Annotated in this window: 16 protein-coding genes and 1 pseudogene; 13 read left to right on the top strand and 4 right to left on the bottom strand. The window is 70.9% G+C overall.

Translation table 11 applies throughout. The annotated features are described in order from the left end of the window. The 5 genes and pseudogenes from CCN39_RS00295 to CCN39_RS53090 all read left to right on the top strand — a co-directional run. On the top strand, positions 1 to 244 hold a 244-nt coding region (locus CCN39_RS00295), incomplete at its 5' end, for a PLP-dependent transferase (RefSeq protein ID WP_143263859.1). Further along, positions 241 to 726 (top strand): CoA-binding protein, encoded by a 486-nt coding sequence (locus CCN39_RS00290; protein ID WP_086837788.1) that lies wholly within the window; start codon positions 241 to 243, stop codon positions 724 to 726. The genes CCN39_RS00295 and CCN39_RS00290, both read left to right, overlap by 4 nt. Before the next feature lie 36 nt (positions 727 to 762). Next, positions 763 to 1,512 (top strand): MBL fold metallo-hydrolase, encoded by a 750-nt coding sequence (locus tag CCN39_RS00285; protein WP_086837787.1) that lies wholly within the window; start codon positions 763 to 765, stop codon positions 1,510 to 1,512. 23 nt (positions 1,513 to 1,535) lie between these two features. Continuing rightward, on the top strand, positions 1,536 to 1,709 hold the full coding sequence (locus CCN39_RS50590) for a hypothetical protein (RefSeq protein WP_167454930.1): 174 nt from the start codon (positions 1,536 to 1,538) through the stop codon (positions 1,707 to 1,709). A gap of 76 nt (positions 1,710 to 1,785) precedes the next feature. Continuing rightward, positions 1,786 to 1,872: pseudogene (locus CCN39_RS53090) on the top strand (hypothetical protein); the annotation flags it as partial. On the opposite strand, the gene CCN39_RS00280 reads toward CCN39_RS53090, so the two are convergent. Then, on the bottom strand, positions 1,860 to 2,354 hold the full coding sequence (locus CCN39_RS00280) for a phosphotransferase (protein WP_491844416.1): 495 nt from the start codon (positions 2,352 to 2,354) through the stop codon (positions 1,860 to 1,862). The pseudogene CCN39_RS53090 and the gene CCN39_RS00280 overlap by 13 nt on opposite strands. Before the next feature lie 142 nt (positions 2,355 to 2,496). Between CCN39_RS00280 and CCN39_RS00275 the strand changes: the two genes are divergently transcribed. Both CCN39_RS00275 and CCN39_RS00270 read left to right on the top strand, forming a co-directional pair. Next, positions 2,497 to 3,021 carry an RNA polymerase sigma factor gene (locus tag CCN39_RS00275; protein WP_086837785.1) on the top strand — a complete coding sequence of 175 codons (525 nt, stop codon included), beginning with the start codon at positions 2,497 to 2,499 and terminating at the stop codon, positions 3,019 to 3,021. Beyond that, positions 3,018 to 3,476 (top strand): hypothetical protein, encoded by a 459-nt coding sequence (locus CCN39_RS00270; protein WP_086837784.1) that lies wholly within the window; start codon positions 3,018 to 3,020, stop codon positions 3,474 to 3,476. Before CCN39_RS00275 ends, CCN39_RS00270 begins: the two co-directional genes overlap by 4 nt. Positions 3,477 to 3,554: 78 nt before the next feature. Here the strand turns inward: CCN39_RS00270 and alc are convergent, their stop codons facing one another. Beyond that, a complete protein-coding gene (gene alc / locus CCN39_RS00265) occupies positions 3,555 to 4,568 on the bottom strand; it encodes an allantoicase (protein WP_086837783.1) in 1,014 nt (337 codons plus the stop codon). A 1-nt stretch (position 4,569) separates the two neighbouring features. After that, positions 4,570 to 5,898 (bottom strand): allantoinase AllB, encoded by a 1,329-nt coding sequence (allB, locus tag CCN39_RS00260; protein ID WP_086837782.1) that lies wholly within the window; start codon positions 5,896 to 5,898, stop codon positions 4,570 to 4,572. 128 nt (positions 5,899 to 6,026) lie between these two features. Here allB and CCN39_RS00255 point away from each other — a divergent pair, with 128 nt between their 5' ends. From CCN39_RS00255 to CCN39_RS00230, 6 genes are all read left to right on the top strand, one after another. Then, positions 6,027 to 6,503, top strand: coding sequence for a helix-turn-helix domain-containing protein (locus tag CCN39_RS00255; RefSeq protein ID WP_086837781.1), 477 nt, complete (start codon positions 6,027 to 6,029; stop codon positions 6,501 to 6,503). 55 nt (positions 6,504 to 6,558) lie between these two features. Continuing rightward, on the top strand, positions 6,559 to 7,008 hold the full coding sequence (locus CCN39_RS00250) for a 2-oxo-4-hydroxy-4-carboxy-5-ureidoimidazoline decarboxylase (protein WP_086837780.1): 450 nt from the start codon (positions 6,559 to 6,561) through the stop codon (positions 7,006 to 7,008). Further along, complete coding sequence (gene uraH / locus CCN39_RS00245; protein WP_086837779.1) at positions 7,005 to 7,322, top strand: hydroxyisourate hydrolase; 318 nt, start codon at positions 7,005 to 7,007, stop codon at positions 7,320 to 7,322. The genes CCN39_RS00250 and uraH overlap by 4 nt, the downstream gene beginning before the upstream one ends. Positions 7,323 to 7,324: 2 nt before the next feature. After that, complete coding sequence (gene pucL / locus CCN39_RS00240) at positions 7,325 to 8,206, top strand: factor-independent urate hydroxylase (RefSeq protein ID WP_086837778.1); 882 nt, start codon at positions 7,325 to 7,327, stop codon at positions 8,204 to 8,206. 27 nt (positions 8,207 to 8,233) lie between these two features. Further along, positions 8,234 to 8,818 carry a TetR/AcrR family transcriptional regulator gene (locus CCN39_RS00235; protein ID WP_434781075.1) on the top strand — a complete coding sequence of 195 codons (585 nt, stop codon included), beginning with the start codon at positions 8,234 to 8,236 and terminating at the stop codon, positions 8,816 to 8,818. A gap of 114 nt (positions 8,819 to 8,932) precedes the next feature. After that, entirely contained in the window at positions 8,933 to 10,486 is a 1,554-nt protein-coding gene (locus CCN39_RS00230) for a glycoside hydrolase family 27 protein (protein ID WP_086837776.1), read from the top strand. On the opposite strand, the gene CCN39_RS00225 is transcribed toward CCN39_RS00230, so the two are convergent. Further along, the coding region (locus CCN39_RS00225; RefSeq protein WP_158104464.1) for a xanthine dehydrogenase family protein molybdopterin-binding subunit at positions 10,473 to 11,290 on the bottom strand (818 nt) is incomplete at its 5' end. The two genes, CCN39_RS00230 and CCN39_RS00225, sit on opposite strands and share 14 nt — an antisense overlap.

Here is an 11,290-nt window from a genome sequence, read left to right as displayed (position 1 = left end):
CGGCCGCGCGGCCGGCGAGAAGTTCGTCGAATCGGTGGAGCTGCTGTCGCACCTGGCCAACGTCGGGGACGCCCGGACGCTCGTCATCCACCCGGCGTCGACCACGCACGCGCAACTGTCGGAAGAGCAGCTCGCGGCGGCGGGCGTCGGGCCCGACCTGATCCGGCTGTCGGTCGGGCTGGAGGACGTCGAGGACATCCTCTGGGACCTCGACCAGGCGCTGGACAAGGCGGTGACCGGATGACCCGCAGCGTCCACCACGTCGGCGCCGTCGAGCGGCGCGCCATCCTGCAGCGGACGAAGTCGGTGACGCTCGTCGGCGCGTCGGCCAACCCGGCGCGGCCCAGCTACTTCGTCGCGACCTACCTGCTTTCGTCGACGCGCTACGAGGTCAATTTCGTCAACCCGCGCCTGGACACGCTGTTCGGGAAGCCGGTGTACGCGTCGCTGAAGGAAGTTCCGGGCGAACCGGACCTGGTCAGCGTGTTCCGCAGGCACGACGACCTGCCCCAGGTCGCCGAGGAGGTCATCGACGCCGGCGCGCGGACGCTGTGGCTGCAACTCGGGTTGTGGCACGAACCGGTGGCCGACCGGGCGCGCGAAGCAGGACTGGACGTCGTGATGAACCGGTGCGTGAAGATCGAGCACGCGCGCTTCGCCGGCGGGCTGCACCTGGCCGGGTTCAACACCGGCGTGATCAGCTCGCGGCGGCAGTCGGCACCCTGAGGGAAGAGAACGGGCGTTCCCGCGGTTGGCCAGGGTATGACTTTGGGGATCACGTTCTCCGGCGGCCCGACCGCCCTCCTGGAGCTGGGCGGCGTCCGGCTGCTCACCGACCCGACCTTCGACCCGCCCGGCGACCACCCGAGCGGTGCGCGCGTGCTGGTCAAGACCGAGGATTCGGTGCTGACCGAAGACGCGATCGGGGTGGTGGACGCCGTCCTGCTGTCGCACGACCAGCACCCCGACAACCTGGACGACCGCGGCCGCGCGTACCTGGCGACGGTGCCGTTGACGCTGATCACGCCCAGCGGGGCCGCGCGGCTCGGCGGGACGGCGCGGGGTCTGGAGCCGTGGGAGTCGACGCAGGTGGGCCCGCTGACGGTGACGGCGGTGCCGGCGCTGCACGGACCCGAAGGGGCTTCGGCGGTCACCGGAGACGTGACCGGGTTCGTGCTGACCGGCGACGGGCTGCCGACGGTGTACGTGAGCGGGGACAACGCGTCGGTGGACCTGGTGCGGGAGATCGCGGCGCGGTTCCGGGTGGACGTCGCGGTCCTGTTCGCCGGGGCCGCCCGGACGCCGCTGTTCGACGGGGCGCCGCTGACGCTGACCAGTGTGGACGCGGTCGAGGCGGCGAAGGTGCTCGGCGCGGGGACGGTGGTTCCGCTGCACTTCCGGGGCTGGCAGCACTTCAGCGAGGGGCCGGACACGCTGCGGGAGGCGTTCGCGGCGGCCGGGCTGGCGGACCGGCTCGTGCTGCTGGCACCCGGGGAGCGCGCGGAGGTCTGAACGGCGCGTGAGAGGCTGGCGGCATGGCCAAGCCCACCCCGCTGCAGTTCCGCAACCTCCTCGTCGCCGCCCTGGCGGCAGCGGGCTTCGTCTGGAGCGTCGTGGTCGGCATGCAGTGGTGGGTGAGCGCGATCATCGGCTGCGCCTGCGTCCTGTCGCTGGCCTCCGCCTACCTCAACCGCCCCGGCGCGAACTAGCGCGTCTTCGGTGACCTCTCGAATCTGAAGGACGACCGCGAAGAAGCCAAGGACCGTGTCGCCCGCGGGCTTCCGGATGCAGGTCGACGACCTGGTGATCCACCCCTGCCAGTCGGACAGCACCGTCAACTTCGGCCGCATCACGGGTGACTACCACTTCCAGGCCGGCGCCTCCCTCCACGCGAGCCGTCGACCGGTCGAGTGGCTGCGGACCGGCGTTCCCCGGACGGCAGGCAGCTGGTCAAGCTGATCTTCGAGCACTACGACAAGTTCAGCCTCGAGTACAAGCGGCTTCTTCCGCTGCGGCCGGTCTACGTCGTCGACCGGACCGTGAGCTAGTGCGGTGACCGGATACGTTCGCCGGGCGTCAGGCCGCTTGGGGGATGCCTCCCGACCGATCCGGATCGCCCAGCCCGCGCCGCACAGCCACACGAACTCCTCGACGGTAGTGCCGTGGTGGGCCATCGCGAAGCCGATGACGCCCTGTTGATCGTTCTCGGTGTCCCACAGCCAGTTGCGGGTGGAGTAGTCGCCGTATTGGCAGACCAGCGGCAGTTGCTCGGCCGGCTCGCGCATCGCCGCCTGCTCGGCCTCGCGGTCCTGCGGTGAGGCAGGGTCGGACCAGTCGTGCCAGCCGACCGGCATCCTGATGGACGCGCAGCCCGCGATCACCGGTTCGGTGCAGCGCCACACCCGGTGGGTACCGCGAGGTGGCTCCTGCGACTTGTCATGCACCGCCGTGAACCTTTCGCGTGTCCTCGCCGACTGAACATGAGAAGGAGGGCAGATGAGCGATGAACTGCTGATCGTGCGGTGCCAGCTGGGCGAGCGCGACGCGTTCTCCGAGCTGGTGCACCGCTGGCACGGGACAGTCGAACGCTACGTCCGGCGGATGCTCGCCGGCCCGGACGACGACGTCGTGCAGGAAGTGTGGCTGGCGGTGTTCAAGGGTCTCCCCGGACTGCGGCAGCCCGAACGGTTCCCGCCGTGGTTGTTCACCATCGCCCGCCGCGCCGTGACGAACAGGTTGCGTGACGCCTACGGCCAACCCGCATCCGAGCCCGACGCGTCGGAGGAGCCGTCCGGCCCGGGCGAGGTCGACGCGCTCGCTGACCGGGAGGTGCTCGCCGACGCTTTGGGCGCGCTGCCGGTCCGGGAACGCGAGGTGTTGCTGCTGTTCTACCTCGAGGACCTCCCCCTGGAGGTGTGTGCCCAGATCTGCAGTGTGCCGGTCGGCACGGTGAAGTCGCGGCTCAACCGGGCCCGGAGGCTGCTGCGGGACGAATTGACTCGGAAGGAGTACGAGGCATGACGCCGGAAGAGGTGGTCAAGCAGCTCGAGCAGCCGCTGTCGCTGCGGCGACGGGTAGGTTACGTGATCGTGGCACTGGCGGGGCTGCTGGGCAGCGGCGTGGTCGGGCTGTTGTGGGCCACCGAGCCGGGGCTTCCCCCGCGCACCAAGGTCGCGTTCGCCGTGCTCGTGGCGATCGGGGTGGGCTGGGCGACGTTCGGCACTTGGGCGGTGACGCGCCGGGCCCCGCTGTTCGCCCGCGACCGCGTGGTCGCCGCTTGGCTGGGGATCGTGGCCTGGCTGTTGTTCACCGTCGGCGTCCTGGTCATCACGACCTTGCGGCACCGCGTCGAGCCTGAACTTCTTCTGGTGGTGCTCGTGCTCGGCGGCGTCGCGGTGGTGGGGCTGCGCGCCGCTCGCCGCAATCGTGCAGCGCTCCTCCGGCGCCGGGAGCAGCTGAGCCGGCGTCCGGAATAGCCGGTTGCACGCCGAACCTGCTGGTGACGTGCTCGATCCGGGCCGGCTTCGCGTCCCGGTCGGGGCCGTTGGACTCCACTAGCGCGTCTTCGCGAACCTCGCCTTCAGGTTCGTCCGGCCCGCCTCCGTGAGCCGCCCGAACAGCCGCAGCCGGGCCAGGCCGCCGTCCGGGTAGATGTCGAGGCGAGCTTCCGAGACCTCCGGGCCGTCCGGGAGCGCGAAGCGGTGCCGCGTGTCCGGCTGCAGCCGCGTCTTCGGCAGCAGCGGAACCCACTCGCCGTACGTCTCACGGCCGCTCACCGAAGCCCAGCCCGGCGCGTTGCCCTTCAGGTTGCTCGTGTCCAGCTCCACGAACCGGACGATTCCGGCGCCGGCCAGCCGCAGCGTCACCCAGTCGTTGCCGTCGTCGCGGCGGCGGGCCGTTTCCCAGCCCTCCGCCTGGTGGGCCGCCAGTCCCGGCGACAGGATGTTGTTCGGCGACGAATAGAACCGGTTGCTGCAGCCGGTGACGATCGCCCCGTTCTCCAGCGCCGCCAGGTCGAGCGCGTCCAGGTCCAGCAACGCCGGATCCGGGATCGGCGCGCCGTGCACGCGCAGGCGCGCCACTCCCCCGTCCGGGTGCTGCGTCAGCCGGACGTGCGTGTACCGCCGGGAACCGTTGACCGCGTAGAAGTTCTCCGTGTGGCCCGCAGCCGGGGCGCGGTCGACCAGGACGTCCCACTCGGCCGCGGCCACCTCCGCCGCCGACGGGTAGCCCGGGAGCGACGCCGCTTCGACCGAAACGAACGGCGGGTAGTTGCCCTTGAAGAACGCCGTGTCGACGATGACGCCGGTGACCGTGCCGGCCAGGCCGAGCCGGACGATCGCCTGGTCGTCGCCCGGTTCGCGGTGGCGGCGGGTCTCCCAGCCGTCGTAGACCTGGCCCTTCGGGCCGAACGTCTCCGCGCGGTGCGCCGGCACCCACGGGTTGACCAGGTTCTCCTTCTCGGCGAACAGCTCGTCGGTCGCCCACATCACCGTGCCGCCGAAGCGGCGGGACGCGAGGTCGGGCAGTTCTGTCCACTCCGGACGGTCGGACAAGGCGGCCTCCATTTCAGCAGTTCCCCCGGGTCAGCAGCGCGCCGCGCGGCTCGTCGCCGGTGATTTCGGTGCCCCGCAGCCAGGTCGAGCGCACGACGCCGGCGAGCGGACGCCGGTCGTACGCGCTGACCGGGTTGCGGTGCTTCAGTTTCGCGACGTCGACGACGAACGCTTCGTCCGGCGCGAACACGCAGAAGTCGGCGTCGTGGCCCACCGCCAGGTGCCCCTTGCGGCGCATCCCGGCCTGCGCGGCCGGGCGCTCGGCCATCCAGCGGACGACGTCGGTGAGCGCGTACCCGCGCTGCCGCGCCTGCGTCCAGATCGCCGGCAGGCCCAGCTGCAGGCTGGAAATGCCACCCCAGGCCTGGCCGAAGTCGCCGCTGTCGAAGCGTTTCAGCTCCGGCGTGCACGGCGAATGGTCGCTGACGATCGTGTCGATGACGCCGTCGGCGAGCCCCTGCCAGAGCAGCTCGCGGTTGGCCGCCTCCCGGATCGGCGGGCAGCACTTGAACTGCGTCGCGCCGTCGCGGATCTCCTCGGCGACGAAGCTGAGGTAGTGCGGGCAGGTCTCCGCCGACAGGGCCACGCCGTCGCGGCGCGCCGCGGCGATCAGCGGCAGCGCGTCCGAAGAGGACAGGTGCAGGATGTGCGCCCGGGCGGCGTTCCGGCGAGCCGCCTCGATGACGTGCGAGATCGCGAGGTTCTCCGCCTGCCGAGGCCGCGACCGCAGAAAGTCGACATAGCGACCGCCGTGCGGCTCGGGGGCTTCGCCGATCTCGTGGGCGTCCTCGGCGTGGACGATCATGAGCGCGTCGAAGGAACTCAGCTCCCGCAACGCTTCGTCGAGTCCCGCCGGGTCGAGCGGCGGGAACTCGTCGACCCCGGAGTGCAGCAGGAAGCACTTGAAGCCGAACACGCCCGCGTCGTGCAGGCCACGCAGATCCCCCACGTTGCCGGGGATCGCGCCGCCCCAGAAGCCGACGTCGACGTGCACCCGGCCGGCCGCCGCCTTGCGCTTGACCTCCAGGGCCGCGACGTCGACGGTCGGCGGCAGGCTGTTCAGCGGCATGTCCACGATCGTGGTCACCCCGCCCGCCGCGGCCGCGCGGGTCGCCGTCTCGAAGCCCTCCCACTCGGCGCGGCCGGGGTCGTTGACGTGGACGTGCGTGTCGACCAGCCCCGGCAGCAGCACGACGTCGTCGCCGAGGTCGAGGACGCGGTCACCGGACACCGAGGCGCCGCCGGGTTCCACCGCGACGATCCGGCCGCCGTCGACGCCGATGGTCGCCGGGACCTCGCCCTCGGCCGTCACGGCCCGGGCGGCGCGCACCACAAGATCCATCCGAAACCCTTCGTCGGGAGGAATGACACCGCCGATTTCACAGACCGGAAAGACGGTTTCGCACAACGACAGTAACCACGGCTCGCGTCGCTCGTCAACGACGGCCGCGGCGCGTTACGGTCATCCTCGTGCGGCTTGAAGCGGAGTTCACCAGCGAACCGTTCCACGGCGAAGGTTCGCCGCCCGAGCACGCCGTCGCCGCCCGTGACGCCGCCGCGGAAGCCGGGCTGGACACCGATTTCGGCCCGCTCGGCACCCTCGCCCGCGGCGAGGCGAAGGAGTTGCTCGAAGCCCTCCCGGCGATCGCGAAGGCGGCCCTCGACGGGGGCGCCACGCGGGTCACGCTGCAGCTGCGCCGGGCCGACGACCCGGGGAGTGCCCCCGTCGTCGAACTGAACGACGCCCTGGCCCGGCTCATCGCCGACGTCGAGCGGGAACTGGGCGCCAAGCTGGGCGAACTCGACCGTGCGGGCAAGCAGCGCGCGGTGCGGCTGCTGCGCGAACGCGGCGCCTTCGGCCTGCGGAAATCCGTCTCGTCGGTGGCCGACGCGCTGGGCGTCACCCGGTTCACCGTCTACAACTACCTCAATCGGGAAGCGGACTGACCAGCGCTTTCAACAAAATGTTGACGGAACTCCGGCACCGACGTACGGTCAGCTCGTGCTGCTCACCGAGTTCAACACCACCGACGTCCGGCCGCTGCTGACGGCGTGCCTCGCCGTCCCGCGCTGGGTCGACGCCGTGCTCGCCGGGCGCCCGTACGCCGATCTCGACAGCCTCAAAGCCGCCGCCGACCTGCCGCTGAGCGGCGACGAGATCCGGCAGGCGATGGCCGCGCACCCCCGGATCGGGGAGAAGCCGGCGGCGGGCTGGGCCCGGTCGGAACAGTCCGGTGTGGACAATCCGGACGCCTTCGCCGCCGCGAACGCCGAGTACGAAGCCAAGTTCGGGCACGTCTACCTGGTCTGCGCGAGCGGCCGCAGCGGCGGCGAACTGCTGGAGATCCTGCGGGAACGCCTGAACAACGACCCGGCCACCGAGCTCGCCGTCGCCGGCCGTGAGCTGCTGAAGATCGCCGAACTCCGACTCGCGAAAGCGGTGACCGCGTGAGCCTCGTGACCACCCACGTCCTCGACACCGCGACCGGGCGCCCGGCCCAGGGGATCGCCGTCCGCTTCGAGACCGCCGAGGGGAAGCCGATCGCCGAGGGCCGCACCGACGACGACGGCCGCATCCGCGACCTCGGCCCGGAAAGCCTGGCGCCGGGCGGCTACCGGCTGGTCTTCGACACCGGTGCCTACCTGGGCGCGGACGCGTTCTTCCCGGAGGTCACCCTGACGTTCCGGATCTCCGACGGCACCGCGCACCACCACGTGCCGCTCCTGCTCAGCCCGTTCGCCTATTCGACCTACCGAGGGAGCTGACCGTGGCCATCACCCTGGGCCCCAACCAGTACGGCAAGGCGGAGGTCCGCCTGGTCACGGTGCGCCGCGACGGCCCGGTGCACCACCTCAAGGACCTCACCGTGTCGACGTCGCTGCGCGGCGAGCTGGCCGCGACGCACCTGACCGGCGACAACGCCGGGGTGCTGGCGACCGACACGCAGAAGAACACCGTGTACGCCTTCGCGAAGGAAGCGCCGGTCGGCGAGATCGAGGACTTCGGCCTGCGCCTGGCCCGCCACTTCGTCGGCACACAGGACAACATCACCGGCGCGCGCATCAAGATCGACGAGCACGGCTGGGACCGGATCGCCGTCGGCGGCGAGCCGCACGACCACGCGTTCAGCCGCTCCGGCGACGAGCGCCGCACGACGGCCGTGACGCTCCAGGGCGACCGCGCGTGGGTGGTGTCCGGCATCGACGGCCTGACGCTGCTGAAGTCGACGGGCTCGGAGTTCCACGGTTTCCCGCGCGACCAGTACACGACCCTCGCCGAGACGAGCGACCGGATCCTGGCGACGGCCGTCACGGCGAAGTGGCGCTACCAGGGCGACGACATCGACTGGGCGGAGAGCCACCGCGAGATCCGGCGGGTGATGCTGGAGACGTTCGCGACGAAGCACAGCCTTTCCCTGCAGCAGACGCTGTACGCGATGGGCGAAGCGGTGCTGAAGGCCCGCGAAGAGGTCGCCGAGGTCCGGCTGTCGCTGCCGAACAAGCACCACTTCCTGGTGGACCTGAGCCCGTTCGGGCTGAAGAACGACAACGAGGTGTTCTACGCGGCGGACCGGCCGTACGGCCTGATCGAGGGCACGATCCGGCGCGACGACGCCGAGGACCCGGGCCCGGCCTGGGACCTCCACTGAATTGATAGAACGCTCTATCATCGAGGGGTGGCAGGGACCAAGGAACGCATCATGGCCGCCGGCGCCGAGCTCTTCCGGCGCAACGGCTACGCCGGCACCGGCCTGAAGCAGATCGTCGCCGAGGCCAACGCGCCCTTCGGGTCCCTCTACCACTTCTTCCCCGGCGGCAAGGAGCAGCTCGGCCAAGAGGTCATCCGCACCTCCGGGCTCGCCTACATCGCCCTGTTCGACCTCTTCATCGCCCCGGCCGAAGACCTCGTCAGCGGCATCGAGGCCTTCTTCGCCGCCGGGATCGCGACCCTGGAAGCCACCGACTACGTCGAAGGCTGCCCGATCGCGACCGTCGCCCTCGAGGTCGCCTCCACCAACGAGCCGCTGCGACAGGCCACCGCCGACGTCTTCACCGCCTGGATCGACGCCGGGACCGAGAAGTTCGCGAAGTTCGGGCTCGGCCGCGAGGCCGCCCGGACCCTCACCATCACCGCCGTCAACAACCTCGAAGGCGCCTTCGTCCTCTGCCGCTCGCTGCGGGACACCGAAGCCATGGCCGTCGCCGGGGCCGCGACCGTCGACGTCGCCCGGCGGCTCCTCCAGGAGAACACGCAACTTTAGTCGGTAATCGAACACAAATCACCAACATGGCGCTTGACCGCGCAGCAAGCAACAGCCAATGCTGCGCAGTGGTCTAGTCCTCCTGCCTCACACCGTCGTCCGGTTGGAGCCGCCATGCGCCGAGTCCTCGCCGTCGCCGCCGTCATAGCCGCCGCCGTCTCGATCCCCAGCCCGGCCGAGGCCCTCGAGAACGGCCTCGCCCGCACCCCGCCGATGGGCTGGAACACCTGGAACACCTTCGAGTGCAACATCAACGAGACCCTCGTCAAGCAGACCACCGACCTGATGGTCAGCTCCGGGATGCGCGACCGCGGCTACACCTACGTCAACCTCGACGACTGCTGGATGACCCGGTCCCGCGACGCGGCCGGGAACCTCGTCGCCGATCCCGCGAAGTTCCCCAGCGGGCTCAAGGCGCTCGGCGACTACATCCACGCCCGCGGGATGAAGTTCGGGATCTACGAGGACGCGGGCACGATGACCTGCCAGGGATACCCGGGCAGCATCGGGCACGAACAGGCCGACGCGAACCTCTTCGCGAGCTGGGGCGTCGACTACCTCAAGTACGACAACTGCCACAACGACAGCACCACCCAGCAGGACTACATCCGCCGCTACTCGGCGATGCGCGACGCGCTGCTGGCCACCGGCCGCCCGATCACCTACAGCATCTGCGAATGGGGCTACTTCGACCCCGCGAGCTGGGCCGCGGACGTCGGCAACCTGTGGCGCACCACCGGGGACATCACCAACACCTGGAGCAGCATCGACACGATCTACCGCCAGAACGTCGGGCTCGCCTCCGCCGCGAAGCCGGGCGCCTGGAACGACCCGGACATGCTCGAAGTCGGCAACGGCATGGACTTCCAGGAAGACCGCGCCCACTTCACGCTCTGGGCGGCGATGGCCGCCCCGCTGATCGCCGGGCCCGACCTGCGCTCCGCGAGCGTCGCCACCTTCTCGACGTACCTGAACCCGGACGTCATCGCCGTCGACCAGGACCCGCTCGGCAAGCAGGCCACGCGGATCTCGTCGGGCGACGGCCTGGACGTCCTGGCGAGGCCGCTCCAGAACGGCGATGTCGCCGTCGTGCTGTTCAACGAAAACGGCGGCCCCCGCACGGTGTCGACGACGGCCGCCGCGGCCGGGCTGCCCGCCGCGGCGAGCTACCGGCTGACCAACCTGTGGTCGAAGGAGCTGACCACCAGCGACGGCACCATCAGCGCCACCGTGCCGTCGCACGGCACGGTGATCTACCGCGTCGCACCCGGATCCGGCAGCAGCATCGGCACCACGCAGCCGATCCAGGGCGCGTCGTCGTCGCGCTGCATCGACATCGACGGCACCGTCGCCGACATCTGGGACTGCGACGGCGGCACCGACCAGGCCTGGACGTTCACGAGTGCCGGGGAGCTCACGGCCGACGGCCTCTGCCTGGACGCCGAGAAGGGCGCCACGACCGCCGGGACCAAGCTCCTCGCCTGGACCTGCCACGGCGGCGCGAACCAGAAGTTCAAGCTGGAGGCCGACGGCTCGATCACCCAGGCCGGGCTGTGCGTCGACGTCACCGGCGGCGACAAGCCCGCCGGCAACGTCAACGGCACGCAGCTCGAACTCTGGGGCTGCAACGACGACGCCAACCAGAACTGGGCCCTCAGGTCCCGGTGAGGTGCTCCGGCCGCACCGGGACGCGGGTCAGCGCGAGCCCGGTCGCGGCCCGGATCGCCGCCACGATCGCCGGGGTCGACGAGATCGTCGGCGGCTCGCCGACCCCGCGCAGGCCGTAGGGCGCGTGCGGGTCCGGACGCTCCAGGACGTCGATGCTCATCGGCGGCATGTCCAGCACGGTCGGGATCAGGTAGTCGGTGAAGGAGGGGTTCCGGATCTTCCCGCCGGAGGTCTGGATCTCCTCCATCACCGCGAGCCCGAGCCCCTGCGCCGACCCGCCCTGGATCTGGCCCAGCACCGCTTGCGGGTTCAGCGCCTTGCCGACGTCCTGGGCGCAGTCCAGCGCGACCACCTTGACCAGGCCCAGCTCGGTGTCGACGTCGACGACCGCCCGGTGCGCGGCGAACGCGTACTGCACGTGCGCGGTGCCCTGGCCGGTTTCCGGATCCAGCGCGGCCGTCGGCCGGTGCCGCCACTCCACGGTTTCGTCGTGGACGTCGTCGCCGAGGACGTCCACCAGGTCCGCGACCACCTGGCCGTCGGCCGCGACGAGCTTGCCGCCCACGACGCGCACCTTGGCGTCGAACCCGGACAGCAGCCGCGCCCGCACCGCCACGCAGGCGGCCTGCACCGCGCCGCCGGTGACGTAGGTCTGGCGCGACGCCGACGTCGAGCCGCCGTTGCCGATCGAGGTGTCCATCGGCAGGACCGTCACCTGCTCGACGCCGAGTTCGGTGCGGACGATCTGCTGCAGGATCGTCACCAGGCCCTGGCCGACCTCGCAGGCCGCGGTGTGCACGGTCG

The sequence above is a fragment of the Amycolatopsis kentuckyensis genome, assembly GCF_002155975.1.
GTDB lineage: Bacteria > Actinomycetota > Actinomycetes > Mycobacteriales > Pseudonocardiaceae > Amycolatopsis > Amycolatopsis kentuckyensis.
Note: the sequence above shows the minus strand (reverse complement) of the source record. Positions and strands in the feature narration are given on the sequence as shown.

What these genes read in the sequence shown, in the direction of transcription:
- CCN39_RS00290 (WP_086837788.1), top strand. Translation starts at nt 241, where the DNA reads ATGACCCGCAGCGTCCACCACGTCGGCGCCGTCGAGCGGCGCGCCATC.
- CCN39_RS00285 (WP_086837787.1), top strand. Translation starts at nt 763, where the DNA reads ATGACTTTGGGGATCACGTTCTCCGGCGGCCCGACCGCCCTCCTGGAG.
- CCN39_RS50590 (WP_167454930.1), top strand. Translation starts at nt 1,536, where the DNA reads ATGGCCAAGCCCACCCCGCTGCAGTTCCGCAACCTCCTCGTCGCCGCC.
- CCN39_RS00280 (WP_491844416.1), bottom strand. Translation starts at nt 2,354, where the DNA reads ATGCCGGTCGGCTGGCACGACTGGTCCGACCCTGCCTCACCGCAGGAC.
- CCN39_RS00275 (WP_086837785.1), top strand. Translation starts at nt 2,497, where the DNA reads ATGAGCGATGAACTGCTGATCGTGCGGTGCCAGCTGGGCGAGCGCGAC.
- CCN39_RS00270 (WP_086837784.1), top strand. Translation starts at nt 3,018, where the DNA reads ATGACGCCGGAAGAGGTGGTCAAGCAGCTCGAGCAGCCGCTGTCGCTG.
- alc (WP_086837783.1), bottom strand. Translation starts at nt 4,568, where the DNA reads ATGGAGGCCGCCTTGTCCGACCGTCCGGAGTGGACAGAACTGCCCGAC.
- allB (WP_086837782.1), bottom strand. Translation starts at nt 5,898, where the DNA reads ATGGATCTTGTGGTGCGCGCCGCCCGGGCCGTGACGGCCGAGGGCGAG.
- CCN39_RS00230 (WP_086837776.1), top strand. Translation starts at nt 8,933, where the DNA reads ATGCGCCGAGTCCTCGCCGTCGCCGCCGTCATAGCCGCCGCCGTCTCG.